Origin of the sequence: Vulcanococcus sp. Clear-D1, from assembly GCF_014654725.1 — a bacterium.
GTDB lineage: Bacteria > Cyanobacteriota > Cyanobacteriia > PCC-6307 > Cyanobiaceae > Vulcanococcus.
On sequence record NZ_JACVZV010000039.1, the window covers coordinates 63,882 to 87,151 of the forward strand.

The window sequence follows — 23,270 nt, forward strand, 5'->3', positions numbered from 1 at the left end:
GGCTCGCTGGCGGGATCTTAGGAAGGAAGGGCAGCTCCTTCTGTTGCCGCGCTTGGGCGATCCGCCGGATTCCGCCACGTTTGATCACGTTCCGGTGCTGGCAGGGCCGGTGCTGGCTGGTTTTGCCGAGCTTGAGGGCCTGCTGGATCAATGCGGCGAAGGGGCCCTGATCGACTGCACCCTGGGGGGTGGCGGCCATAGCGCCCTGCTGCTGGAGGCCCATCCCCGCCTGCGGTTGATCGGCTTGGATCAAGACCCCACAGCCCGGGCTGCTGCTGCCCAGCGCCTGGAGCGCTTCGGAGATCGGGTGGAGATCGTGGCCACCAACTTCGCGGCCTACACGCCCGCTAAGCCCGTGTTGGCCGTGTTGGCGGATCTGGGGGTGAGCAGCCCGCAGCTCGATGTGGCGGAGCGGGGCTTCAGCTTCCGCCTCGATGGCCCGCTCGACATGCGGATGAATCCAGCTGCGGGGGAGAGCGTGGCCGAACTGATCGAGCGGCTCGAGGAGGCTGAGCTCGCCGACCTGATCTACGCCTATGGCGAAGAGCGCTTGTCGCGCCGCATCGCCCGCCGCATCAAGCACGACCTGGCGGAGCAGGGCCCCTACAGCGGGACCGCTGCGCTCGCCTATGCGGTGGCTGGTTGCTATCCCCCCAAGGCGCGGCGTGGTCGCATTCACCCCGCCACCCGCACCTTTCAGGCACTGCGGATCGCCGTGAATGATGAACTCGGCGTGCTCGATCGCCTGCTGATCAGCGCTCCCGATTGGTTGGTGTCAGGCGGGCTTTTCGGCGTGATCAGCTTTCACTCCCTGGAAGACCGCCGGGTCAAAACCGCCTTCGTGGGCGATGAGCGGCTGCAGCGGATCACCCGCAAACCGGTAACGGCTGCGGAGGAGGAGCAAAACTCCAACCCCCGCAGCCGTTCGGCGAAGTGGCGGCTCGCACGCCGCCGTTGACAGCAATCAGCTGAGCTGGATCAGCCGTTGCTGAGGATGCCGGTGTGGTCCTGGCTGCCGAACAGCTGGCGATAGGCGGCCGTGCTGATGCAGATCACCACTGGAACGATCACGAAGAGTCCGCCATAGCTGAACAGCGCAGCTACGGCGTGGATCACGCTTTCCACGATGGCCAGCCACAGCACTACCCACCAGCTGGGGTTCACGCCGCTTACGCCGGCTTGCAGTGTTTCCACGGGGCGCTTCACGCCGAACAGCGACAGCTGCAGCAGGAACTTCTGGCTGATCAGGAACCACACATAGAAGATGCCGAACACGATCACCGGAATCACGGTGAGGGCGGCATTGAGTGCATTCAGACCTGTGCCGATCAGTGCGGCGAGCGCGCCGACGACAGCGAGCACAATCCCCAGCAGGATGGCTGAACCGAGCAGGCGGCCACTGGCGGCGCCATCCCAGCGGGTGAAGTTGCGGAACGAGGGGCGCTGACCATCGAGGCTCATCCAGGCGCAGCGGGTGATGCCCACCACACCCCAGAGGCCCACGATCACGTAGCCGATCGCGCCCACCACCACGGCAATGCCAGCGGCCACCGGGTGGAGGAAGGGCAGCTCACCGCTGTTGAGACGCAGAAGACCCCCCAGGAGCAGGGCACCGAAGGGCAGCAGGATCAGGGTGACCAGCACCTGAAACAGCAAAAAAGGCCAGGGGGCACGGCAAAAGGCCTGCCAGCCGTCTTCGACAGCGCGCAGCACCTGCAGCTTGTTGGTGCCGGGGGTCGGCAGGCTCATCAGCACGAGGCAAGTGCCCGGAAGGTAGCGATCGCTGCAGTGCTCGCCCAGTTTTTGTTGCACACCGAGTTAGCGGTGAACCCTCTCGTTAGGCGCGGCGCAGCGCGCTGACAGCCTCCTGCACCCGTTCAGCAGCCCTGTCGATCTCGGCGGCAGTGGTGTGGCGGCCCAGGCCGAAGCGAAGCGCGGCTGAAGCCTGCTGGCGGCTGAGCCCGAGGGCCTGCAGCACGTGGGAGGGTTCGCCCTGACTGCAGGCCGAGCCACTGCTGATTGCCAGATGGGGCCGCAGCTGGCGCTGCAGGGCGCTGCCCTCCACGCCCTCGATCCACACATTCAGGTTGTGGGCGAGTCGCGGGGCGGCTGCGCCATTGCGGTGAACGCCTCCCAGCCCCTCTATCCCGTGCCAGAGCTGTTCACGCAGTGCCTCCAGCCGCTGGGCCCGCGCTGGTTGATCCGCCAGGGCCAGTTCGAGCGCTTTGGCCAGCCCCACGATCAGCGGAACCGGCAAACTGCCAGCCCGCAGCCCCTGCTCCTGGCTGCCGCCATGAAGTTGCGGCGCCAGCGTGACCCCCGGTGCCACCACCAGGACCCCGATGCCTTTCGGGCCATAGAGCTTGTGAGCGCTCAGGCTGAGCAGATCAATCCCGAGCTCCGCGGGCTGCAGCGGGATGTGGCCTACAGCCTGGGCCCCGTCGCAATGGAAGCGGATGCCCCGGGCTCGGCAGAGCTCGGCGATGGCGCCAAGCGGTTGCAGCACGCCGATCTCGTTGTTGGCGGCCATCACGCTCACCAGCAGCGTGCTGGGGCGAAGCTGTTGGCCCAACTGCTCGAGATCCACCAGCCCCGAGGCGGGCACCGCCAGCTCTGTGAGCTCAAAGCCGTGGCGGCTCAGGTAGCGCAGTGGATCGAGCACGGCTCGGTGCTCGGTGCTGAGGCACAGCAGGTGCCGCCTCGACCCCCCGGCTTGCAGCTCAGCTTCTGCCAGCCCCTTCAGGGCAAGGTTGTTCGCCTCGGTGGCACCGCTGGTGAACACCACCGCTGCCGGTTCCACCCCAAGCGCAGTGGCGATTTGTCCGCGGGCCTGCTCCACCGCCGCTGCCGCCAGCAGGCCGGGCCGGTGACTGCGGCTGGCCGGATTGGCGAACTGCTCGCTCCACCACGGCGCCATCGCCTGCACCACCGCCGGCTCACACGGGGTGGTGGCCTGGTGATCCAAGTAGATGACGGGATCGGCCATGGCCCCCCATGCTGGCAAGCAGCGTGCTGTGGTGGCCCTGATGGCTCATGCGTTCCCGCGGATCTGGCACCGCCTTGCTCTGGGCTGGGGGCTGCTGCTCGGTCTTGCCGCCGGCCCTACCGCTGCGCAGACCTCCCTCGGCGCTCCCGACCCCAGCAATCCGCACCGTAGCGCCACGGATCAGCGGCCAGCCGATCTGGTGATGCTCCGGGAGTGGACCACGATGGAAGGTGCCTTCGCCATTGGTGTGCACAACGTCAAGCCCGATCCGCGGGATGCCTCGGCGCGCACGATCGTGGTGTGGGTGGAAGCCCCTGGTGATGTGAAGTTGGCGGTGGATACGTTGCGCTGCAGCCCGGAAGCGCCCATGCGGCTCACCCGTAGGGGCCGTGATCTGTTGATCAAAGAGCTCAATCCCGGCGGCACGATCACCGAGGCCAATCGGCTCGACCACCAGATCTGGTGGGCGGCCTGCTTCCCTGAGCAGGCGGGCAAGGATCCCGTCACCCTCAAGGCCACCGCCCGCCAGCTCGGCTACAGCGGCCTGCTGCGCGAGCAGCAACAGGTGCTCCCTGGCAACCCTCGATAGATTGCGGGGATGAGCCTCGAACCCGAATCCCTGGCCCCCGAGCAGGCCGAAGCCGCCGCCCCCCAGGCCCCGGCACGCCTGCTGCTGGTGGACGATGAACCTGGGCTGCGTACCGCCGTGCAGGCCTATCTGGAGGATGAGGGCTTCCAGGTGACCACCGCCGTGGATGGCGAGGAGGGCTGGGCCAAGGCCCAGGAGCTGCTGCCGGATCTGGTGATCAGCGACGTGATGATGCCCCGCCTCGATGGTTATGGGCTGCTGCGCAAACTGCGCGACGACGAGCGTCTCGGTGGCACACCGGTGATTTTCCTCACCGCCAAGGGCATGACGGCTGATCGCATCGAAGGCTTCCAGGCCGGCTGCGACGACTACATCCCCAAGCCCTTTGATCCCGATGAGCTCGTGGCCCGGGTGCGCAATGTGGTGCGCCGCCAAGAGCGGTTGCTCCAGGAGGCCGCCCGGTTCGCCGATGCCGACATCGGGCAGATGGCCAAGCAGATCACCGAGATCCGCTCCTTGCTGGCCACGGGCAATGGCAAGAAGCAGGGCCCTGCCGTGATGCATGAGTTCACGCCGCGGGAGGCTTCGGTGCTGCAACTGGTGGCTGAAGGGATGATGAACAAGGAGATTGCCCGCCGCCTGGAAACCTCCATCCGCAACGTCGAGAAGTACGTGAGCCGGTTGTTCACCAAAACCGGCACCGCAAGCCGCACGGAGCTGGTGCGCTACGCCCTCGAACACGGCCTGGTTGAGTAACGCCGAGATCCTCAAGGAGGGCTGGCTTCCGGCTTCATGGAACGGCGGTCATGCCTATGCCGATCGCGCCAATGCGGCGGCTCCCAGTGTTGTGGGTTTCTACGCCGAGCGCTACACCCATTCGGATCGGCAGGTGTGGCGGGAGCGGCTGGCCGCCGGTGAGATCTGGCGGAATGGCCAGCAGCTCCTAGCTGATGGACCTCTTTCGGCCGGCGATCGGTTGGTGTGGCATCGGCCTCCCTGGCAGGAGCCTGCTGTTCCGGTGCTCCATGAAGGCTCGATCGTGTTCGACGACGGCGATCTGCTGGTGCTGAACAAGCCCAGTGGGCTGCCGGTGTTGCCCGCCGGGGGCTTCCTCAAACACACCCTGCTCACGCAGCTGGAGGGGTGGGCATCGATGGGGGTGATCAGCTCAGCTGGTGGTCTGCCGCGGCCCGTGCATCGGTTGGGGCGCTTCACGTCTGGGCTGTTGGTGTGTGCGCGTCGTGCCGAGAGTCGTGCCTGGCTCAGCGCCCAGTTGCGGGAGAGCACCAGCGCTGCGGTTGACGTCGTTTCACCACCTCCCTGCCGCAAGCTCTACCGGGCGCTCTGCCAGGAATTGCCACCAGATTGGGCAATAGGGGAGCGGCGGGTGGTCTACGCCGGTATAGGCAAGCGATCTCATCCCCTATTGGGCCTGATTTGGTGTGCTGCTGGGCCAGGTGATCGGTTCGCTTTGCAATCGCGTAGTGAGATCAAACTTCTGGAACGTCGCCAAAAGGCTTGCCTAGTGGATGTTGCTATTGCTACTGGAAGGCCCCATCAGATCAGAATTCATACAGCAATTATTGGGGCACCGCTTGTTGGAGATGCTCTCTATCTTTCAGGGGGTGATCTAGATGTGAACGTCTTGCCCGGTGATGGTGGTTATTGGTTGCATGCTTATCATCTGCATTTTCGGTCTTGCAATGGAGAGCCGATTGATCTAGAAGCATCTCTGCCTTTGGTGCTCAATCTTCAGGGGCAGTAAGTCTTCACCCAGGTGCGAGCCTCGGCTTTGGTCATGCCTTGGTATTCAATTGGGGTCGGGTCGGCTGTGGAGCAAGGTCCGACAACCTCTGCGCCGTCATCCCAATAGGCGCCCAGGTATACTTTATTTCCGTCATAGATGGCTTGGCAGACTTCAACAAGTGCGCCTGATCTGTCGCGGGTTGTGCGGCACTGGTTGTCTTCAAAGTCATCACCGGGTTCCCACGCTTTGGACGCCAGTGGTGACACGACAAGGGTTAGACAGCCGCCAATTGTGAGCAGTTTCCTAAGCATTGGTAATCCTTCGGCAGTTCGATTATCTTCGCTGGCCTCGTCTCATCAGGACATGATTGATACTAAACTCACAATTGTTGCGACGGTCAGCCCCAATGTGCTCGCCATCCAGATCCTTCGCCAACGTCGAATCGAGGCGCTGAATTCGGCTTCGCTGCCACGCTTCACGACAAAAAGTCCGCCGTCCTGCGGGGCTTGTAATTGCAGCTGGCCTGATGTGTCGCTGCATTCGGCCACGACAAACGCCATGCCGCTAGCTCGCAGGATCGCTTCCTCGCGGCGGATGCCCAGCTGGCGTGTGTTGAAGGTGTTCTCCGTGGTGGGTGGGTCCACCTGGTCGAACACGTTCTCCAGCTCCAGCTCCGCTGCTTCGGGCTGGATCGGCAGCTGCTGATTGCCCTGACGGAGGCTGAAGCTGCAGCGGCGTTCCAGGCGGTTGAGGGTCTGATCACGGCGCTGCCAGCGCACCTCGGTGCGTTTGTTGCCGTCGGCGTCGGTGCTGGTGGTTTCTTCGCGCACTTCCAGCATCGCTGTGGTGATGTCTGTGAACGCCACGCAGGGCTCGCCGCTCCAGGGGGCCACGAGCGGTTCTTCGCAGATGATCTCCCCGCTGAGCTTCACGCGTTCCACAAATGAGCCTCCACCCATCTGTTCGGCCACGCTGCGCTGAAGATCCAGCAGTTCAGCCACGCTGCTGCTGCGGGCCTCGAGCAGATGGCTCAGCTTGCGGGCCTGATGGCGTCGGGCCAGTGCGGTGCCGATCGCTCCGCTCCCCAGCAACGCTGGAAGTAGTAGCTGGGTGGGCTCCATCGCTTCAGGCCTTCTCGAAGGCCAGCAGGCGGGAGAAATAGAAGGGGGCCTTGTTGAGGCTCCGGCGCTTCAGCACAAAGCCGGCTTCCTCCGCAGCCTTCACGATGCCGGCTTCCTTCAGGGTGTAGGCACGCGTTGTTTTGCTGGGGCCCGGGAACAGCTGACCGATGCCTTTGAGCAGAGCCAGCAGCGGGGTGTAAGGAGCGAAGCTCACGATCAGGTGTTGTTCCGCCATTGAGGCCAAGTGGCGCACCATCTCCTCAGCGGGTTGCTGGGGATAGTGGATGAACACATCGAGGCACACCACGGTATTGTAGCGTCCGCTCAGGCTCTCGAGATCAGAGGCCAGGAAGCTGATCTGTCCGTGTTGGGCTCCTGCCTCATGGGCCCGCCGCTCGGCTTCCTTCACCATGGCCTCCGACAGATCGGAAGCGGCGATCGACCCTGCCCCCAGCTGCGCGAGCGGCAGGGTGAGGCTGCCGACGCCGCAGCCGGCATCGCAGAAGCTGCGGCTTGTGAGATTGCCTTGCTCTTGCAGCCAGGCCAGCACGTTGTCCACCGTTTTCTGGTGGCCGATGCGGATGTTGCGCTGCACCTTGTTCACGTCATCCGACTCGCTGTAGATGCGATTCCAGCGATCGAAACCCGTGGTTTCGAAATAGCCCTTCACCTCCTGCTTCTCAGCGGCCTTCTGGGCCTCGGTGGAGTTGAGAAGCTGCTCGGTGGGCATCGGAGCGGGCCTGCGGCGAACGAGTAATGGCGCGGATCCTATTCAGGCCGCTTGGCACCAGCGCAGGTTGCTGCCCTCGCCGCTCCAGCGCAGCAGCTCTGCCAGTGGGCGTCCGATCAGCTGCTCGGGCAGTCGCCCCGCGGCGCCAAGCCGCCGCCGCGGCAGCACGGTGGCAGCCGCAATCGCTTGCTCGGTTTCGCCGCTCCAGCTCGCCAGGCGCCGCACCGCCTCCAGCAGCGGCAGGGTCACCCCCGCCAAGGTGCCGTCTTCCAGCCGGCAGCTGCCGTTCTCCACAATCAGGGCCCGTTCATCCCAGCGGTGTAGGCCATCGGCGAGGCCATAGGGGGCCAGGGCATCACTCACCAGCAGCACCTGCTCCGGCAGCAGCCGCTGCAGCAACACCGCCATCGAGGGCGCCACGTGCACCCCATCGGCGATCAGCCCCAGGGCCACATCGCCCCGCAGCGCTGCCGCGGCGATCGGGCCGGGGGCGCGGTGGTGCAGGCCGGGCATGGCGTTGAAGGCGTGGGTGATCATTCCGACCCCCTGGCCGAAGGCTTCGGCAGCTTGGCTTTCACTGGCTTCGCTGTGGCCCAGGCTCACGAGGATGCCCAGCTCCTGCAGGGCCGCGATCACCTCGCTCGCCCCCTCTAGCTCTGGAGCCAGCGTCACCAGGGCGATGTCCTGTTCGTAGCCGGCGATGCGGGCGTTGAGCGCTTCACGGCTCGGTTGGGCCAGGTGTTGGCGGGGGTGGGCGCCTCGCCGCGCTTCGGCGAGGAAGGGGCCCTCGAGATGGGCGCCCAGCAAGCGGCAGCGCCCTGGTTGATGGGCGACTCTGGCGTCCCTCAGCACGGCCAGGGCTTGGCGCAGTTCGGCGATGCCGCAGGTAACCAGCGTGGGCGCAATGGCTTCCACGCCATCCCGCCAGAGCAACTGCAGCAGCTCGATTAACTGCGGTAGATCGGTGGGAGTGAGTTCCGGGAAGGCCAGCCCCAGCCCTCCGTTGATCTGAAGATCGATGCCCATGGGGCTGAGCCAGTCCCCGCCCCAGCTCTCGCCACGGGCGACGCTGCCCGCGGGCATGGGATGCGCCACCTGAATCCGATGGTCTTGATCCACGCCGATCCGCCACTGGCCCGGCTCGTTCGGCAAGCGCACGCAGCTCAGCCAGCGCATCGGGAAGCGGGGCGGGACAATGCCATCCTCGCTGGAGGTCCCCCCAATGCCTGAACAGTCAGCCCCCTTGGTGGCCGTGGTGATGGGCAGCGATTCGGATTTGCCCACCATGCAACCGGCGGTGGCCATGCTCGAGCGCTTCGGGGTGGCAGCCGAAGTGCGGGTGCTGTCGGCCCACAGAACACCTCTTGAGATGGTGGCCTTCGCCCAGCAGGCTGCTGGCCGTGGCTTCAAGGTGATCATTGCTGGTGCCGGCGGCGCCGCCCACTTGCCCGGCATGGTGGCCTCGCTCACCACCCTGCCTGTCATCGGGGTTCCTGTGCAGACGCGCGCGCTCTCCGGTGTGGATTCCCTTCACTCGATCGTGCAGATGCCAGCCGGCATCCCCGTGGCGACCGTGGCCATCGGCAATGGCGCCAATGCCGGCTTGCTGGCCGCTCAGATCTTGGCCACGTCTGATCCCGTTTTGGCGCAGCAGGTGATGGCCTACCGCCAGGAGCTTCACGACCAAGTGGTGGCCAAAGATGCCCGTTTGCTTGAGCTCGGGAGTGCCGCCTATCTCAATCAGATGGCATGACCCTGCTGGGCCAGGCAAGCTGAAGGCCTGAGCTTCCCCCGTCATGCTTGAGCGCCTGGTGCTGCCGCTCTGGCTGCGACTCAGCCTGGCTCTGCCCCTGCTCACCCTGAATCTCTGGGTGTTGCGCCAGTTGTTGTTGCCCTTGGCGCCCTTCCCGGCGCTGTTTGTGGCAGCGGCTCTGATTGCTTTTTTGCTTGATTTGCCCACCCGCTGGCTGGCGGATCGCGGCCTGCCGCGCTGGCTTGCGGTGTTGCTGGTGGTGGGTCTCGGCCTTGGCTTGCTGGTGTTGTCGGCGATTTGGCTGGTGCCCCGCCTGGTTGAGCAGCTCGGTGAGCTGATCAATGCCCTCCCGTCTTGGTTGGCGGAAGGCGAAATCTGGCTTGATCGGTTGGAGCGATGGGCCTCAGAGCGTGGGCTCCCAACCGATTTCACCGACTTGAGCAGCACCCTCTTTGCCCGAGCCAGTCAGTTGGCGAGTCAGCTCAGTCAGCGGGTGCTTGGCATCCTCGGGGCCACGGTGGGCATCACGGTGAACACCGTGATCGTGGTGGTTCTGGCGGTGTTCTTGCTGCTGGGCGGCGAGCGGATCGTGGCCGGCCTGGCCCGCTGGCTACCCGAGAGCGTGCGCGAGTTGGTGACCAGCACCCTCAACCGCACTTTTCGGGGTTATTTCGCTGGCCAGGTGCTGCTGGCGCTGATCCTCAGCGTGCTGCAGATCGTGGTGTTCACGCTGCTCGGGATTCCCTATGGCGTGTTGTTCGCTGTGGCGATTGGCTTCACCACCCTGGTGCCCTACGCCAGCGCCCTCACGATCGTGTTGGTGAGTGTGCTGTTGGCGCTCGACAACCCCCGAACGGGCTTAGAAGTGTTGGCCGCAGCGATCAGCGTGGGCCAGGTGGTGGATCAGGTGATCCAGCCACGCCTGATGGGCAGCATCGTGGGTCTTCAGCCGGCTTGGCTGCTGGTGTCGCTGCCGGTGGGTGCGCGCATCGGCAGCCTGATGGGGTTTGGGGATTTGCTGGGGCTGTTGCTGGCGGTGCCAGTCGCTAGTTGCATCAAAACCTTCTTCGATGCCTGGCGGCCCCAGCCGCCGCAGCCGCTCAACCCTTCTGTGGAATCACGCCCTGAGCACTGAGGTAGGCGAGCACTTGCTCCACGCTCTGCTCAAGGCTCTGGCTGCCGGTGTCCACCTTCAATTCGGGGGCTTCCGGTGCTTCGTAAGGGCTGGAGATCCCGGTGAATTCCTTGATTTCACCAGCGCGGGCCTTGGCGTAGAGGCCTTTGGTGTCGCGCTCTTCGCACACGCTCAGATCTGCGGCGCAGTGGATCTCCACGAAGTCGCCGGCTTCCACGAGGGCGCGGGCACGATCGCGGTCGGCCTTGAAGGGCGACACAAAGGCGGTGAGAACCACCACCCCGGCATCGAGGAAGAGCTTGCTCACCTCACCGATGCGGCGGATGTTTTCTTCGCGGTCCGCGTCGGAGAAGCCCAGGTCTTTGCAGAGGCCATGGCGGATGTTGTCGCCATCCAGCACGTAGCAGGCCAGTCCGCGCTCAAACAGGGCCTGGTTCACGGCGTTGGCCAGGGTGCTTTTGCCGGAACCGCTCAGGCCGGTGAACCAGAGGATGGCGCTGCGGTGGCCCCGTTGTTCCGCCCGTGCCGCGCGATCCACCGAGGCGTGGTGCCAGGCGATGTTGGTGGAAGCCCCTTGGTTGGTGAGCTCGCCGTAGGTGGGGGTTGCGGTCATCGTGCGTCAAGCGTTGGCGCCATTGTCCCTGGCGGCGAGGCGCGGATCGCTGGCGGGGGGGAGCCGCAGGGTGAGCTGCAGTTGCTGGCCGTTCCGTTCAATCGTGAGCACCAGGGGTTCGGCATCGGGATGCAGGCGTACGCCACGGATCACCTCACCAGCCCGCTGCACCGTGCGGCCATTCAGCGCCACGATCCGATCGCCTGGCCGTAGGCCCGCGGCGGCGGCCGCTGAGCCCGGTTCCACCTGTCGCACCCAAACGCCGCTGCTGTCGCTCTCGAGATAGGCACCCAGTCGCGCCCCTGTGGGCGCGGGTGTGCAGCCTTCGGGAAGCGCTTGGCGCCGCAGGCTCAACTGACGCGTCACACCAAGGTCGTTTAGCTGGTGGGGAACGCCATCGCCACCTTCGAGGTGACCCCAGCCGATCAGCGCCACCAGCAGGCGTTTGGGGTCGCGCTGCTGGGCTGCCACCAGTTGTTCCGCCATGACCCGATCGCGGAGCAGCTGGCTGTCGATGAAGCGCTGCAGATCCGTTCGGTTGCTGGAGGCTTGACCCATGGCGTGGTGGCCGCGCCAGCTGGCTTCCAGGCGTTGGCGATAGCTCGGGCTGGGCGGGCGGGGTTGCCCCATGCCCCCGAGTTCCGCGGCGGGGGTGGCTGTCAGGCCCTGTTGGCGCACGCGCTTCACCAGGGCTGGTTCGGCATTGATGGCCAGCAGCGGCACCTGCCGCAGCCTGGCCCAGCGCAGGAGGGGCAGGTAGAGATCGGGGTCGTGCCCCCACACCCCTGGCCAATCCACCTCCCGCAGCAGCTCGGCTGCATCGAGCTGCCCGCTGTTGAAGCGATCGAGCACCGCCTGGCGGGCCGCAGGAACCATCTCGAGGGCGAGGGTGACCGGGCGCTGGCTGCTTAGGCGTTCCAGGGTGCCCAGCTGCCAGGCGTGGTCGTCCACACTGGTGTGGATCTCACCGAGCAGGACCAACTGCAACCCAGCGGCTTGGTGGTGCAGGTCGCGGCGCTGTTGTTCGGCCGCTGCCAGGGCGCTTTGGCAGTTCGGCGCTGCTGGGATCGCCTCGGCTGCCAGGCCGCTGACCAGCCAGCTCAGCAGCACCACACCGATCCGCATCTCAGCCTCCCGCCTGCTTCGGGCGATAGCCCGCTTTCTCCAGCGCCGCCAAGGCTGGTGCGACTTGGTCGCCCTGCAGCTCGATCACGCCATCTTTCACCGTGCCGCCGGTGCCGGCGGCGGCCTTGAGCTGCTTCAGCAAAGCCTTGAGCTCGTTTTCCGCCGCTTCGAGCCCGGTGATGGCGGTGACCATCTTCCCGCCCTTGCCCGCCTTGGTGCGCTGCACGCGCACCCGCTGTTGGCTTTTGGGGCTGGGTTCGGAAGCCGGCGCGCCGCGCTGCAGGCTTTCCGGCCTGCTGAATTCCTGCCAGCCGCCCTTGGCCATTGTGCCGTCGTTCGCTACACCCAGTTCAGCTCACCGCTCGGTTCCCAACCGCCCAACCCATGGACCTGCCGCCCGTGCAGCTGGAAATGGTGCGCTTCGGGCTGCACGGTCAGCCGGCGGCTGCGGAGTGCAGGCCCTCTGACACGCGGGTTAAGGCCAGTCTGTCGGGCGTGTGGGGTAGCCCAGCGGAGCCCTGTCGCCGCGAAGCTGCTCGGATCCGTATTGATGAACCGGCGGGTTGGCCGGCGCTACCTCCGCCCCCAGTTCCTACGCTGCAGTGATTACGCGTCGGCGTCGGTGACCACCAGCATCCCCCAGGTTGATCCCGCAGCCCTGGAGCTTGCTGCCAGGCCCAACAGCCTGGGGCGCTATGGCCAGTTCGGTGGTCAATACGTTCCCGAAACCCTGATTCCAGCCCTGGCGGAGCTGGAGCAGGCCGCTGCTGAAGCCTGGAAGGATCCGGCTTTCACCGACCGGCTCAACCATCTGCTCCGCAACTACGTCGGCCGTCCCAATCCTCTGTACGAGGCCGAACGACTCACTGAGCATTACCGCCGCGCTGAAGGTGGCCCCCGCATCTGGCTGAAGCGCGAGGACCTCAATCACACGGGCGCCCACAAGATCAACAACGCTCTGGGTCAGGCCCTGCTGGCCCTGCGCATGGGCAAGAAGCGGATCATTGCGGAAACCGGGGCGGGGCAGCACGGCGTGGCCACCGCCACCGTGTGTGCCCGTTTCGGGCTCGAGTGCGTCGTTTATATGGGCGCAGAGGACATGCGCCGTCAGGCGCTCAATGTGTTCCGCATGCGCTTGCTGGGTGCCACGGTGCAGCCGGTGACCGCCGGCACCGCCACCCTCAAGGACGCCACCAGCGAAGCGATCCGCGACTGGGTGACCAACGTGGAAACCACCCACTACATCCTGGGTTCGGTGGCAGGGCCGCACCCGTTCCCGATGCTGGTGCGCGATTTCCATGCCGTGATCGGCGAAGAAACCAAGCGGCAGTGCCTTGAGGCCTTTGGCCGTCATCCCGATGTGCTGGTCGCTTGTGTGGGCGGCGGCTCCAATGCCATGGGCCTGTTCCATCCGTTTGTGCAGGACACCAACGTGCGCCTGGTGGGTGTGGAAGCGGCCGGTGATGGTGTCGCCACGGGGCGCCATGCCGCCACGATCACCGAGGGCCGCGTCGGCGTGCTGCACGGCGCCATGAGCCTGCTCCTGCAGGACGCTGAAGGCCAGGTGCAGGAAGCCCACTCGATTAGTGCTGGCCTGGATTATCCCGGCGTGGGCCCTGAACACAGCTATCTGAAAACGATTGGCCGGGCTGAATACGGCGCTGTAACCGATGCCGAAGCCCTCGATGCACTCAAACTGCTCTGCCGCCTGGAGGGGATCATCCCCGCCCTCGAAACGGCGCATGCCTTTGCCTGGCTCGACAAGCTTTGCCCCACCCTGGCCCCAGGCACCGAGGTGGTGATCAACCTCTCCGGCCGCGGCGATAAGGATGTGAACACCGTCGCCGAGAAGCTGGGCGACCTGATGGGGGGCTGAGGCTCAAGGTCGGGCGCGCTTTCTTACTGCAGATCAAGGTGGGTGCGCACGGGCCATGACCTCGACCATCCTTTTGGGCTGGCTGTCCGCCATCGATCAGGTCCTTCCATGGCGCTTCCCCTAGCGATCCAGGCCTCCGAACCCGCTCCTGAGGTCCGCTTCGTGTTCGCGGCGCCCTCCCCTTACACCGGGCGTTTTGATGCCACCCGGGCGGGTTTGGGAATCGCCCTTGAGCTGCAGCGGCTGGCTCGGGAGCAGGCCTTGCCTGTGCGGATCGGACTGCGGGCCCTCCCGTTAGAAGCAGACCGCGCTGAGGTGCAGGCTTTGCTCGAGCCGCAGCCGCGCGTGCTGGTGGTTGGGGGATCCACCTGGAGCCAGGGCTCTGCTGCTCCCTTGCGCCGCCTGTTTGAACTGGGTGGAGGGATTTCGCTGCAGGGGGTTCGTGCCACCGCTTTTGCGACGGCCGGCGGCGCCCATACCGGTGGCGAGATGGTGGTGCTCGACAGCCTGCGCTCGTTGATGGGGCAAGGAGCGCTGGGGTTCACCTCCGGCCAGCGGCTGATGGTCTTCAGCACCGACGAACGGCTCGATCATCCAGCGGGCACCTTCACCCCGCTCGATTGCTGGGCGATGGGCCAATACGCCCGAGAGCTGCTCTTGCAGGCTCATGCCAGCCCAGATCCTGCCCAAACCGCTGCCCTCGCCAGTCGCCTCGGGGTCGACTTGACCTACTTCCGCCGATTCCCCCGGACGTTGGCGTCGCTCCCCCCTGCGTCGACCAAGGTCTGCGCCCAGATCAATGCCCTGGCTGGCCCGACGCGGCCTGGTTTGGCTGCTGCGGCGTCTGCTCTGGACCGTTTGGCACCAGAGATCCGCACCCTGTTTGCGCCTTAAGCAGCTGTTCAACCGCCCTGGGCCCTCCGTGACCCGCAGGATCGAGGGCTGATCAGCGGTCGCCGAGTTCTCAGCAGAGCAGACGCTCCAGGACGTCGGCCACCGAGCGCACGGCTGCCCGAGCTGTGGCGTAGGCCATCCGCATGGGGCCGACCAAGGCCACCTGGCCCAGGCCCCCGTCGCCACTGCGGTAATCGGCCTGCACCACAGCGCATTGGTGCAAGGCTGGATCGGGGTGCTCCATGCCAATCCACACGCCACCCAGCGCCTGCACCTTGTCTGGATGCAGCACGCGCTGGGGTTCGCTTTCCACCAGCTCTAGGAGGGGGCGAAGGCTCTCGCTGCGCTCAAACTCCGGCTGACGCAGCAAGCCTCCGAGCCCAAGGGTGACGGCGCTGCTGGGTTGATTGCTCCAAACTTGCTGGTGGCTGAGCAGCCCTTGGCGCAGTTGGTCGCCGCAGGATTGGAGCTGCGGTGGCAGCGTTCGCCAGTCGATGGTCCCCCCTGCCAGTTGAGCGCTCACCCAGCGCTCCAGTGCCGGAAGGTCGTCTCCCCGGCCGTGGGGAAGGCGCAGGTTCAGGCTGGTGGCGGAAGCACCACCCTCCACCAGAAACACCAACAGGCGATCCCCGCTGGGGACAAGACGCAGTGCTTGCAACGCAGGGCTTGGCCGCTGCGGCTTTGTGATCAGGCTGAATAAACCTGTGAGGTCGGCTAGGCGTCTGGCCAGGTGAAGCAGAAGATCATCGAGGGCGGCCCATTGCAGGCTCAAAGCCATGAGCTCGCTCTGCAGTTGGCCCACCGCAGCCCCAGGGGCCGGAAGGAGGCAATCCACGTAATGGCGATAGCCCTGGGGGCTCGGCACACGACCGGCGGAGGTGTGGGGCTGGGTGAGCAGGCCACGCTGCTCAAGGGCACCCATGGCAGAGCGGATCGTGGCGGGGCTGGCCTCCAGGCCAAAGCGTTGCACCAGCGTTTTGCTGCCCACCGGTTCGGTGGTGTCCACGTAGTGACTCACGGTGGCCTGCAGCACCTGCTCTTGCCGGCGGGGCAATGGCTGCACGGGATCGGCGCCTGTGTCGGAGGTGCGGGGATCGTAGGGGCGATGTGGGCGCTGCAGGGGCTCAGTAGCGCGGCACTGTCGGATCCACCTCCACGCTCCAGGCATCAATGCCCCCGTGCAGGTTCCAAACCCTTGGGAATCCTTGGGCTTCCATCAGCCAGCAGCCAAATTGCCAGCTGCGAATGCCGGCATGGCAGAGCACCACCACATCACGCTCGGGGTCGAGCACCTCGCGCAGGGAATCGATCCATTGCTCCGAGGCGCTGAGGGGTAGGTGCACCACGGGCTGGTTCAGCTTCGCCAGCTCCAGTTCCATGGGTTCCCTGACATCCACCAGCTGCAAGGCTTCGCCGGCTTCCAGGCGCTGATGCAGATCCTGGGCGCGAATGGAACTTGGGGTGCTCATCGCCAGAAGCTAGGGCTTGTTGGGGTGCCAAACGCAGCCGCTATGCATAAAGATGAGGCCAGTGCTGCAGGCAACCGATGAAGGCCCGCCCCTTCCTGGCGGCAGTGTTGGCAGCGGCCATTGCGTTGCTGAGCCTGGGGGCAACGGGTTGGTGGTTGCTCTTGCAGCGCAGTCCGCTGGGCTTGCAAACCCAACGGCTCGAGCTCCCTCTGGCGGCACGGTTTGTTCCGCGTACCGCACCTCTGAGCCTGCACTGGTTGCTGGCGCCCGACCAACCGGCTGCCTATGCCAGGGCGGTGGCGGCACCGAGGCAGCGGCGCCAGGCGGCGGCGGCGGCGGATCGTCTGCGCGATGGCGCTTTCGCCGCTGCTGGTCTCGATTACGCCTCGGAGCTGGCACCGTGGTTGGGCCGCGAGAGCAGTTTTGCCTTGCTGACTCCACCCGGTTCAGCGGAGCAGCCCGGTTGGGTGTTGGCCCTGCGCAGCCGCGACAGCGAGGGTGCGCGCCGTTTTCTGCAGCGTTTCTGGCAGAGCCGCAGCCTGGCTGGCACCGACCTTCAGATCAGCAGCTACCGCGGCATGGGCCTGATCAGCGGTCGTGGCGCCTTGCTGGGCCAGGACCCTCAGCCCCTGGCCACGGCCTTGATCAACGACGAGTTGGTCTTGATTGCCTCCGGTCGCGGCGTGCTGGAGCAGGCCCTCGATGTGTCGCAGATCGATGAGCTGAATCAGGCGGCCAGCGCGCCGTTGCAACAAGCTGTCGCGCGCTTGGGGAACGGCGTCGCCTTGCTCACCGCCCGTCCCCAGGCGATGGAGCAGTGGCTCGGCCTTCCCAGCCAGGCAGGCGATGGGCAAGGCGCAGCACTGGAGATGGTTGCCGCCCTGAGTCCCTCAGGCCGAGGCCTACAGCTCGATGCCCTCACCCAACTGCGCGAGCCCTTGCCGGCATTGCCGGCGCCACCGGCTGCGTTGCCGCAGCAGCTGCAGGTGTCAGCCACCAGCCTTGCGCTTCTCAGCGATCCGGCTCGCCTCCTCACGGATCGCGAGCCGGACCCCTGGGGGCAGGTGCTGGGCCCGATGCTGCGCTCAGCCCTCGAGCGCCTGCCAGCATCCTTGCCGGCTCTCGTGGCGGCCGCGGATCAAGGCCCCTTGCTCTGGGCTCAGTCTGGCGATGGCTGGCTGCTGGGAACCACAGCCCAGCAACCCCCGTTCGATGCCCTGGATGCAGCCCTGGCGGCCGAGGGCTACAGCAGCTCTCCGCTGCAGAGCCGGGGCCTCACCCTGCAGGCCTGGACCAAGCTCCAATCGAAGCCAGTGAAGGGCAACCCTGATCAGCTCCAGGCCCAGCTGGCCGGCGCTCGCTCCCTGCAAGCCAGTTGGGCCTGGTGGGGCCAGGGCCTCAGTGTTCTCAATCAGCAGGATGAGGGCCGCCATGCGCCTGTGGAACGGCTTGAGCAGCTGGAGAACCTGGGCACACCGAAAGCACCGGTGCAGTGGGCGATGGATGGTCCGACGGCCCAACAGTTGCTGGCCGCCTGGCAGCCCTGGCGGCTGGTGAGTGCCCTCTGCAGCAGTGGGCTCACCCCCCTGGTTGATGGAGCGGCCCTCAGCCTTCAAAGCGATGGGCCATCCGCTCGCGCTTTGAAGCTCCGGGCCCTTCTGCAGTTCAAGGGTTGAGCGATGGCGCCGCGCAAAAGGGAGCTGCTGCTACTGCGCCACGGCATTGCTGAGGAGCGAGCCGAGGGCACCGACGACGCCCAGCGCGCCCTCACCCCGGAGGGCCGTGAACGCACCATCGCCCAGTTGCGCCAACTGGTTGAGTTGGAACTGGGCTGTGATCTGGTGCTGAGCAGCCCCTTGGTGCGCGCCCGCCAAACCGCGGAGCTGGCTGTTCAGGCCGGCTTGGCCCCTGAGCTGGAGCTGGCGGCGGCCCTGGCGCCCCTGGCCGACCCTCTGCCGCTTCTGGATCGCTGGCTTGGGCCCGTGTCTCCCCGGCCGGCCTGGCGGCGCCTGGCGTTGGTGGGCCATGAGCCGGATCTCAGCACTCTGGCGGCTTTGCTGATTGGCGTGCCCATGGCTCAGGCGCCTGAGGCCTTGCAGCTCAAGAAGGCTGGTGTGGTGCTGCTGCAGTGGCCCAAATCACCCCAGGCAGGTCTGCTGGGCAGCGCTCGCTTGGAGCTGCTCCTGCCGCCGCGGGTGTTGCTGGGCAGGCGCCAAGCGGCCCCATCTGGTGGCTGATGGCACCGAAGCGTGTCGCCCAGCGGCCTTAGGTTGCCGAAATGGATTGGGTTGAAGCCGCCATGGTGAGTGCCGCACCTGCAGAGGCAGGGTTGAAGCCAGCCACCCCGGAGTACCGCCCCGGCCTGGAGGGTGTACCCGCCACCCAATCGTCGGTGTGTGACATCGATGGCCAGCGGGGGCGGCTCACCTACCGCGGCTACAGCGTCGAGGAGCTGGCGCAGCACAGCACCTTCCTGGAAACCACCTACCTGCTGATCTGGGGGGAACTGCCCACCGCGTCACAGCTGCGGGAGTTTGAGCACGAGGTGCAGATGCACCGGCGGGTGAGCTTCCGCATCCGCGACATGATGAAGTGCTTCCCCTCCCAGGGGCACCCGATGGATGCGCTGCAGAGCAGTGCGGCGTCTCTTGGGCTCTTTTACTCCCGCCGCGCCCTCGATAACCCCGAGTACATCGTGTCGGCGGTGGTGCGCCTGATCGCCAAGATCCCCACGATGGTGGCGGCGTTCCAGCTGATCCGCAAAGGCCAGGATCCGATTCAGCCCCGCGACGATCTGCCCTACGCGGCCAACTTCCTCTACATGCTCACCGAGCGGGAGCCCGACCCGCTGGCCGCCCGCATCTTTGATGCCTGCCTGATCCTGCACGCCGAGCACAGCCTCAATGCCAGCACCTTCAGTGCGCGCGTGACTGCCAGTACCCTCACGGACCCCTATGCGGTGGTGGCCTCAGCCGTGGGCACCTTGGCCGGCCCGCTCCATGGCGGTGCCAACGAAGACGTGCTCGAGATGCTCGACAGCATCGGCAGCGCCGATCAGGTGGAGCCCTGGCTGGATCGGGCCATCGCCGAGAAGCGCAAGATCATGGGCTTCGGCCACCGTGAATACAAGGTGAAGGATCCACGGGCGGTGATCCTCCAGAAGCTGGCGGAGCAGCTGTTCGATCAGTTCGGCCACGATCCCCTCTACGACCTGGCCCGCAAGCTCGAGGAGGTTGCCGCCGTGCGGCTCGGCCCCAAGGGCATCTACCCCAACGTGGATTTCTATTCCGGGCTGGTGTACCGCAAGCTCGGCATCCCGGTGGATCTGTTCACCCCGATCTTTGCCATCGCCCGCACCGCTGGCTGGCTCGCCCACTGGAAGGAGCAGCTCGGTGCCAACCGCATCTACCGCCCCACACAGATCTACACCGGCTCCACCGGTCGTGACTGGGCACCGCTGGAAGCCCGCTGACCCGACTGCGGCTGCGGCCGCTTAAGTTGCCCCCATCCACAGGCCACCCATGGTGTTTGCCAATCCCGCCGTCGTGAGCGCCGGCCTCGACCTGGAGGCCAGCTTCACCGACCTGTTGCAGGGTCTGGGTTTGTCGCCCGGGGCGGCACACCTGCTGTGGCTGCCGCTGCCCATGCTCCTGGTGCTGGTGGCCGCCGTGGTGGGCGTGCTCGTGAACGTGTGGCTGGAGCGCAAAATTTCTGCCGCCGTGCAGCAGCGCATCGGCCCCGAATATGCCGGCGCCCTGGGCATCCTTCAGCCCCTCGCCGATGGCCTGAAGCTGCTGTTCAAGGAAGACATCATCCCGGCTCGCGCCGATGGATTGCTGTTCACCCTTGGACCGGTGCTGGTGCTGGTGCCGGTGATCCTCAGCTGGCTGGTGGTGCCTTTTGGCCAGAACCTGCTGATCAGCAATGTGGGCGTTGGGATCTTTCTCTGGATCTCCCTGAGCAGCATCCAGCCGATCGGCCTGCTGATGGCTGGTTACGCCTCCAACAACAAATATTCCCTGCTGGGCGGCCTGCGAGCGGCGGCTCAGTCGATCTCTTACGAGATTCCCCTGGCACTTGCGGTGCTGGCGGTGGTGATGATGAGCAACTCGCTCAGCACGGTCGACATCGTTGACCAGCAGACCGGTGCCGGCATCCTCAGCTGGAACATCTGGCGCCAGCCCGTTGGCTTTGCGATCTTCTGGATCTGCGCTCTGGCGGAGTGCGAACGCCTGCCGTTCGACCTTCCCGAGGCTGAAGAGGAACTGGTGGCCGGTTACCAGACCGAGTACTCCGGTATGAAGTTCGCCCTCTTCTACCTGGGCAGCTACATCAACCTGGTGCTCTCGGCGCTGCTGGTGTCGGTGCTCTACCTGGGTGGCTGGGGCTTCCCCCTGCCGGTGGAGTGGATCGTGAACCTCACCGGTCAGCCGATTGATGCGCCGCTGGTGCAGGTGATCACGGCCACCACCGGCATTGTGATGACCGTGCTGAAGGCCTACCTGCTGGTGTTCTTCGCGATCCTGCTGCGCTGGACCGTGCCCCGGGTGCGCATCGACCAACTGCTGGATCTGGGCTGGAAGTTCCTGTTGCCCATCGCCCTGGTGAACCTGCTCGTCACTGCCGGCCTCAAGCTCGCCTTCCCCGCCTTCTTCGGCGGCTGAGCCCCTACCTCCGTTTGGCCGGGCCATCATGGTGCCGGCGTTTTCGCCCCTGCTCGCCTGTTCATGTTCGGGTTCCTCAAGAAAGTCGGTGACTACACCCGCGATGCGGTGGGTGCAGCGAACTACCTGACCCAGGGCCTATCGGTCACGTTCGATCACCTGCGCCGGCGACCGATCACGGTGCAGTACCCCTACGAGAAGCTGATTCCCTCGGAGCGCTACAGGGGCCGGATCCACTACGAATTCGATAAGTGCATCGCCTGTGAGGTGTGTGTGCGTGTCTGCCCGATCAACCTGCCGGTGGTGGATTGGGTGATGAACAAAGCCACCAAGAAGAAGGAGCTGCGCAACTACTCGATCGATTTCGGGGTGTGCATCTTCTGCGGCAACTGCGTGGAGTACTGCCCCACCAACTGCCTCTCGATGACCGAGGAGTACGAGCTGGCCGCCTTCGATCGCCATAGCCTCAACTACGACAACGTGGCCCTGGGCCGTCTGCCTACGAGCGTCACCAGCGATCCGGCGGTGGTCCCTCTGCGGGAGCTGGCTTATCTGCCCAAGGGCGAGCTGGATCCTCATGGTGTGGATCCCAAGCGCCCGCGCGCTGGTCAGCTGCCCGCTCAGGTGCTGGAGTCGCTGCCCAAGGCTGAGCCGGCCAAGGACCAGACTGCCCCTGCCGCCAGCGAGGAGAACGCCTGATGACCATCGCCTCCTCCACTCAGCTGATCTGTTTCACGGTGCTCTCGGCCGTGGTGGCGATCGGCGCCCTGGGCGTGGTGCTGCTGCCCAACATCGTGTACTCCGCCTTCCTGCTGGGCGGTGTGTTCCTGTCGGTGGCAGGCCTCTATCTGCTGCTCAACGCCAGCTTTGTGGCCGCCGCCCAAGTGCTTGTGTATGTGGGCGCGGTGAACGTGCTGATTCTGTTCGCGATCATGCTCGTGAACAAGAAGGAAGATCTGGCCGCCATCCCCGGGCTCGCCCTGCGTCGCTTGCTCTCCGGTGCTGTCTGCGCCGGGTTGTTCGCGCTGCTGCTGCGCGTGGCCTTCACCACCCCCTGGGCCACCCCAGGGCCCGAGCCGGTGGGCGAAGAAGCCACGATCCGGATCGGTGAACACCTATTCAGCGATTACCTGCTGCCCTTCGAGCTGGCCTCCGTGCTGCTGCTCATGGCGATGATCGGTGCCATCGTGCTGGCCCGCCGCGATGTGATGACCGCAGACATCGCCACCGGTGAACCCGCCGACCAGGGCCTGATCGAAAAATCCCGCACCCCCCTGCTGCTGGAGAAGAGCAACTGATGAACCTCGAGCTGCCCACCACTGTTCCCCTCCAGGCCTATCTGGCCCTGGCTGCGATCTTGTTCTGCACCGGCGTGTGGGGTCTGATCAACAGCCGCAATGCCGTGCGCGTGCTCATGAGCATTGAGCTGATGCTCAACGCTGTGAACATCAACCTGATGGCGTTCTCGAGCTACCTCGATGGTCAGCTGATTCGCGGCCAGGTGTTCACCATCTTTGTGATCACTGTGGCGGCCGCAGAAGCTGCTGTGGGCCTGGCGATCCTGCTGTCGCTCTACCGCAACCGTGAGACGGTCGACATGGAGCGCTTCAACCTGCTGCGTTGGTAGCCAGCCTGGGGGCACTGCTCGCCTGCCATGCGCATTGACACCGTCTGGTTGATCCATCGCGCCGCCAGCCAGGCGGCTCTGCGCCAGGCGCGCCGCAGTGCCGAAACCTTGCGAACGCAGGGTGTGAAAGTGGCGGTGGCGATGAGCGGTGCCAGCGCCAATCCCTTCCCAGGCTTATTGGCCGATGAGGGGGGGCCGCCTGATCTGGCCGTGGTGCTGGGCGGCGATGGCACGGTGCTGGGGGGCGCTCGCCACCTCGCCCCCCTCGGGGTTCCGATCCTGTGTTTCAACGTGGGGGGGCACTTCGGCTTCCTCACCCACGAGCGCAAGCTGCTCAGCCAGGGCCCCGGTCCCGATGGCGAACAGGATCTCTGGCAGCGCCTGCGCGACGATCGCTTCGCCCTGGAGCGGCGCATGATGCTCGAGGCCCGCACCGACCGCAGCGATGCGGTGTATGCCGCTCTCAACGACTTCTACTTCAGGCCTGGCCTCGATGAGGTGTCGCCCACCTGTGTGCTGGAGCTGGAGATCGATGGCGAGGTGGTGGATCAATACCGCGGCGATGGCTTGATCATTTCCACCGCCACGGGCTCCACGGGCTACTCGATGGCCGCCGGCGGGCCGATCCTGCATCCAGGTGTGGAAGCGATCGTGGTGAATCCGATCTGTCCGATGAGCCTCTCCAGCCGGCCCGTGGTGGTGCCGCCCCGGGCCCAGCTGGCCGTGTGGCCCCTGGGGGAGACCAGCCGGCGCGTGCGCCTTTGGAACGACGGCGCCCACGCCACCGTGCTGGAGCCGGGTGATCGCTGCGACGTGCGCCGATCCCCGCACCACGCCTTGATGGTGCTGCTCGAGCAAAACCCCTCCTACTACCGCACCCTCAGCCGCAAACTGCACTGGGCCGGCAGCCTCACCGCTTCCGAACCCTCTCCCAATTGAGC

The 23,270-nt window shown here is 65.7% G+C and carries 26 protein-coding genes; 16 read left to right on the plus strand and 10 right to left on the minus strand.

Going from position 1 to position 23,270, the window contains the following annotated elements; genetic code table 11:
• The first annotated feature begins 43 nt into the window (after positions 1 to 43).
• Positions 44 to 958, plus strand: a complete 915-nt coding sequence (gene rsmH / locus H9532_RS15670) for a 16S rRNA (cytosine(1402)-N(4))-methyltransferase RsmH (protein ID WP_296370284.1) — start codon at positions 44 to 46, stop codon at positions 956 to 958.
• A gap of 20 nt (positions 959 to 978) precedes the next feature.
• Here the strand turns inward: rsmH and H9532_RS15675 are convergent, their stop codons facing one another.
• Positions 979 to 1,749, minus strand: coding sequence for a hypothetical protein (locus H9532_RS15675; RefSeq protein WP_296370287.1), 771 nt, complete (start codon positions 1,747 to 1,749; stop codon positions 979 to 981).
• Positions 1,750 to 1,837: 88 nt separating this feature from the next.
• Entirely contained in the window at positions 1,838 to 2,986 is a 1,149-nt protein-coding gene (locus H9532_RS15680) for a cysteine desulfurase family protein (RefSeq protein ID WP_296370288.1), read from the minus strand.
• Between H9532_RS15680 and H9532_RS15685 the strand changes: the two genes are divergently transcribed.
• Genes H9532_RS15685 through H9532_RS15695 form a run of 3 tightly spaced genes read left to right on the plus strand, consistent with a single transcriptional unit; the run spans position 2,985 to position 5,340 of the window.
• Positions 2,985 to 3,575, plus strand: a complete 591-nt coding sequence (locus tag H9532_RS15685; protein ID WP_296370290.1) for a hypothetical protein — start codon at positions 2,985 to 2,987, stop codon at positions 3,573 to 3,575. The two genes, H9532_RS15680 and H9532_RS15685, sit on opposite strands and share 2 nt — an antisense overlap.
• Before the next feature lie 9 nt (positions 3,576 to 3,584).
• Positions 3,585 to 4,331, plus strand: a complete 747-nt coding sequence (locus H9532_RS15690) for a response regulator transcription factor (RefSeq protein WP_296370292.1) — start codon at positions 3,585 to 3,587, stop codon at positions 4,329 to 4,331.
• A complete protein-coding gene (locus H9532_RS15695) occupies positions 4,324 to 5,340 on the plus strand; it encodes an RluA family pseudouridine synthase (protein WP_296370294.1) in 1,017 nt (338 codons plus the stop codon). Before H9532_RS15690 ends, H9532_RS15695 begins: the two co-directional genes overlap by 8 nt.
• 338 nt (positions 5,341 to 5,678) lie before the next feature.
• Here H9532_RS15695 and H9532_RS15700 read toward each other — a convergent pair whose 3' ends face one another.
• Genes H9532_RS15700 through H9532_RS15710 form a run of 3 tightly spaced genes read right to left on the minus strand, consistent with a single transcriptional unit; the run spans position 5,679 to position 8,349 of the window.
• On the minus strand, positions 5,679 to 6,443 hold the full coding sequence (locus tag H9532_RS15700; RefSeq protein WP_296370296.1) for a GIDE domain-containing protein: 765 nt from the start codon (positions 6,441 to 6,443) through the stop codon (positions 5,679 to 5,681).
• Positions 6,444 to 6,447: 4 nt separating this feature from the next.
• A complete protein-coding gene (bchM, locus tag H9532_RS15705; protein WP_296370298.1) occupies positions 6,448 to 7,173 on the minus strand; it encodes a magnesium protoporphyrin IX methyltransferase in 726 nt (241 codons plus the stop codon).
• A 42-nt stretch (positions 7,174 to 7,215) separates the two neighbouring features.
• The gene (locus H9532_RS15710) at positions 7,216 to 8,349 is read right to left on the minus strand and encodes an N-acetylglucosamine-6-phosphate deacetylase (RefSeq protein WP_296370300.1); all 1,134 of its coding nucleotides are present in this window, start codon (positions 8,347 to 8,349) and stop codon (positions 7,216 to 7,218) included.
• Positions 8,350 to 8,395: 46 nt separating this feature from the next.
• On the opposite strand from H9532_RS15710, the gene purE reads away from it, so the two are divergent.
• On the plus strand, positions 8,396 to 8,926 hold the full coding sequence (gene purE / locus H9532_RS15715; protein WP_296370303.1) for a 5-(carboxyamino)imidazole ribonucleotide mutase: 531 nt from the start codon (positions 8,396 to 8,398) through the stop codon (positions 8,924 to 8,926).
• 43 nt (positions 8,927 to 8,969) lie between these two features.
• The gene (locus H9532_RS15720) at positions 8,970 to 10,061 is read left to right on the plus strand and encodes an AI-2E family transporter (RefSeq protein ID WP_296370306.1); all 1,092 of its coding nucleotides are present in this window, start codon (positions 8,970 to 8,972) and stop codon (positions 10,059 to 10,061) included.
• Here the strand turns inward: H9532_RS15720 and cysC are convergent.
• The 3 genes from cysC to H9532_RS15735 are packed head-to-tail and all read right to left on the minus strand — an operon-like array spanning position 10,027 to position 12,124.
• On the minus strand, positions 10,027 to 10,674 hold the full coding sequence (gene cysC, locus H9532_RS15725) for an adenylyl-sulfate kinase (RefSeq protein WP_296370309.1): 648 nt from the start codon (positions 10,672 to 10,674) through the stop codon (positions 10,027 to 10,029). The two genes, H9532_RS15720 and cysC, sit on opposite strands and share 35 nt — an antisense overlap.
• A 6-nt stretch (positions 10,675 to 10,680) precedes the next feature.
• Positions 10,681 to 11,799: a ChaN family lipoprotein gene (locus tag H9532_RS15730; RefSeq protein WP_296370311.1), complete on the minus strand. Its 1,119-nt coding sequence runs from the start codon at positions 11,797 to 11,799 to the stop codon at positions 10,681 to 10,683.
• Between the two features lies 1 nt (position 11,800).
• Positions 11,801 to 12,124: a translation initiation factor gene (locus tag H9532_RS15735; RefSeq protein ID WP_296370313.1), complete on the minus strand. Its 324-nt coding sequence runs from the start codon at positions 12,122 to 12,124 to the stop codon at positions 11,801 to 11,803.
• Positions 12,125 to 12,421: 297 nt separating this feature from the next.
• Between H9532_RS15735 and trpB the strand changes: the two genes are divergently transcribed.
• Together trpB and H9532_RS15745 are read left to right on the plus strand one after the other, a co-directional pair.
• A complete protein-coding gene (trpB, locus tag H9532_RS15740) occupies positions 12,422 to 13,675 on the plus strand; it encodes a tryptophan synthase subunit beta (RefSeq protein WP_296370314.1) in 1,254 nt (417 codons plus the stop codon).
• A gap of 108 nt (positions 13,676 to 13,783) precedes the next feature.
• A complete protein-coding gene (locus tag H9532_RS15745; protein WP_296370316.1) occupies positions 13,784 to 14,569 on the plus strand; it encodes a hypothetical protein in 786 nt (261 codons plus the stop codon).
• Positions 14,570 to 14,639: 70 nt separating this feature from the next.
• Here H9532_RS15745 and H9532_RS15750 read toward each other — a convergent pair whose 3' ends face one another.
• Positions 14,640 to 15,632, minus strand: a complete 993-nt coding sequence (locus H9532_RS15750; protein WP_296370319.1) for an HrcA family transcriptional regulator — start codon at positions 15,630 to 15,632, stop codon at positions 14,640 to 14,642.
• Between the two features lie 61 nt (positions 15,633 to 15,693).
• Entirely contained in the window at positions 15,694 to 16,038 is a 345-nt protein-coding gene (locus H9532_RS15755; protein WP_296370321.1) for a rhodanese-like domain-containing protein, read from the minus strand.
• Between the two features lie 77 nt (positions 16,039 to 16,115).
• On the opposite strand from H9532_RS15755, the gene H9532_RS15760 reads away from it, so the two are divergent.
• From H9532_RS15760 to H9532_RS15795, 8 genes are all read left to right on the plus strand, one after another.
• A complete protein-coding gene (locus H9532_RS15760; RefSeq protein WP_296370323.1) occupies positions 16,116 to 17,714 on the plus strand; it encodes a DUF3352 domain-containing protein in 1,599 nt (532 codons plus the stop codon).
• 3 nt (positions 17,715 to 17,717) lie between these two features.
• Complete coding sequence (sixA, locus tag H9532_RS15765; protein WP_296370326.1) at positions 17,718 to 18,275, plus strand: phosphohistidine phosphatase SixA; 558 nt, start codon at positions 17,718 to 17,720, stop codon at positions 18,273 to 18,275.
• A 62-nt stretch (positions 18,276 to 18,337) separates the two neighbouring features.
• Positions 18,338 to 19,510: a citrate synthase gene (locus H9532_RS15770; protein WP_296370404.1), complete on the plus strand. Its 1,173-nt coding sequence runs from the start codon at positions 18,338 to 18,340 to the stop codon at positions 19,508 to 19,510.
• Between the two features lie 73 nt (positions 19,511 to 19,583).
• Positions 19,584 to 20,702: an NADH-quinone oxidoreductase subunit NuoH gene (gene nuoH / locus H9532_RS15775; RefSeq protein WP_010305115.1), complete on the plus strand. Its 1,119-nt coding sequence runs from the start codon at positions 19,584 to 19,586 to the stop codon at positions 20,700 to 20,702.
• 63 nt (positions 20,703 to 20,765) lie between these two features.
• On the plus strand, positions 20,766 to 21,401 hold the full coding sequence (ndhI, locus tag H9532_RS15780; protein ID WP_296370328.1) for an NAD(P)H-quinone oxidoreductase subunit I: 636 nt from the start codon (positions 20,766 to 20,768) through the stop codon (positions 21,399 to 21,401).
• A complete protein-coding gene (locus H9532_RS15785; RefSeq protein ID WP_296370330.1) occupies positions 21,401 to 22,000 on the plus strand; it encodes an NADH-quinone oxidoreductase subunit J in 600 nt (199 codons plus the stop codon). Before ndhI ends, H9532_RS15785 begins: the two co-directional genes overlap by 1 nt.
• Entirely contained in the window at positions 22,000 to 22,329 is a 330-nt protein-coding gene (nuoK, locus tag H9532_RS15790; RefSeq protein WP_010305104.1) for an NADH-quinone oxidoreductase subunit NuoK, read from the plus strand. The genes H9532_RS15785 and nuoK overlap by 1 nt, the downstream gene beginning before the upstream one ends.
• A 27-nt stretch (positions 22,330 to 22,356) precedes the next feature.
• Positions 22,357 to 23,268: an NAD(+) kinase gene (locus H9532_RS15795; RefSeq protein WP_296370336.1), complete on the plus strand. Its 912-nt coding sequence runs from the start codon at positions 22,357 to 22,359 to the stop codon at positions 23,266 to 23,268.
• Positions 23,269 to 23,270 lie beyond the last annotated feature (2 nt).

Excerpts from the sequence above, each read along its gene's own strand:
- H9532_RS15675 (WP_296370287.1), bottom strand. The coding sequence starts at position 1,749 with ATGAGCCTGCCGACCCCCGGCACCAACAAGCTGCAGGTGCTGCGCGCT.
- H9532_RS15685 (WP_296370290.1), top strand. The coding sequence starts at position 2,985 with ATGGCCCCCCATGCTGGCAAGCAGCGTGCTGTGGTGGCCCTGATGGCT.
- H9532_RS15680 (WP_296370288.1), bottom strand. The coding sequence starts at position 2,986 with ATGGCCGATCCCGTCATCTACTTGGATCACCAGGCCACCACCCCGTGT.
- H9532_RS15690 (WP_296370292.1), top strand. The coding sequence starts at position 3,585 with ATGAGCCTCGAACCCGAATCCCTGGCCCCCGAGCAGGCCGAAGCCGCC.
- H9532_RS15700 (WP_296370296.1), bottom strand. The coding sequence starts at position 6,443 with ATGGAGCCCACCCAGCTACTACTTCCAGCGTTGCTGGGGAGCGGAGCG.
- bchM (WP_296370298.1), bottom strand. The coding sequence starts at position 7,173 with ATGCCCACCGAGCAGCTTCTCAACTCCACCGAGGCCCAGAAGGCCGCT.
- H9532_RS15710 (WP_296370300.1), bottom strand. The coding sequence starts at position 8,349 with ATGCGCTGGCTGAGCTGCGTGCGCTTGCCGAACGAGCCGGGCCAGTGG.
- purE (WP_296370303.1), top strand. The coding sequence starts at position 8,396 with ATGCCTGAACAGTCAGCCCCCTTGGTGGCCGTGGTGATGGGCAGCGAT.
- H9532_RS15720 (WP_296370306.1), top strand. The coding sequence starts at position 8,970 with ATGCTTGAGCGCCTGGTGCTGCCGCTCTGGCTGCGACTCAGCCTGGCT.
- cysC (WP_296370309.1), bottom strand. The coding sequence starts at position 10,674 with ATGACCGCAACCCCCACCTACGGCGAGCTCACCAACCAAGGGGCTTCC.
- H9532_RS15730 (WP_296370311.1), bottom strand. The coding sequence starts at position 11,799 with ATGCGGATCGGTGTGGTGCTGCTGAGCTGGCTGGTCAGCGGCCTGGCA.
- H9532_RS15735 (WP_296370313.1), bottom strand. The coding sequence starts at position 12,124 with ATGGCCAAGGGCGGCTGGCAGGAATTCAGCAGGCCGGAAAGCCTGCAG.
- H9532_RS15745 (WP_296370316.1), top strand. The coding sequence starts at position 13,784 with ATGGCGCTTCCCCTAGCGATCCAGGCCTCCGAACCCGCTCCTGAGGTC.
- H9532_RS15755 (WP_296370321.1), bottom strand. The coding sequence starts at position 16,038 with ATGAGCACCCCAAGTTCCATTCGCGCCCAGGATCTGCATCAGCGCCTG.
- H9532_RS15760 (WP_296370323.1), top strand. The coding sequence starts at position 16,116 with ATGAAGGCCCGCCCCTTCCTGGCGGCAGTGTTGGCAGCGGCCATTGCG.
- sixA (WP_296370326.1), top strand. The coding sequence starts at position 17,718 with ATGGCGCCGCGCAAAAGGGAGCTGCTGCTACTGCGCCACGGCATTGCT.
- H9532_RS15770 (WP_296370404.1), top strand. The coding sequence starts at position 18,338 with ATGGTGAGTGCCGCACCTGCAGAGGCAGGGTTGAAGCCAGCCACCCCG.
- ndhI (WP_296370328.1), top strand. The coding sequence starts at position 20,766 with ATGTTCGGGTTCCTCAAGAAAGTCGGTGACTACACCCGCGATGCGGTG.
- H9532_RS15785 (WP_296370330.1), top strand. The coding sequence starts at position 21,401 with ATGACCATCGCCTCCTCCACTCAGCTGATCTGTTTCACGGTGCTCTCG.
- nuoK (WP_010305104.1), top strand. The coding sequence starts at position 22,000 with ATGAACCTCGAGCTGCCCACCACTGTTCCCCTCCAGGCCTATCTGGCC.
- H9532_RS15795 (WP_296370336.1), top strand. The coding sequence starts at position 22,357 with ATGCGCATTGACACCGTCTGGTTGATCCATCGCGCCGCCAGCCAGGCG.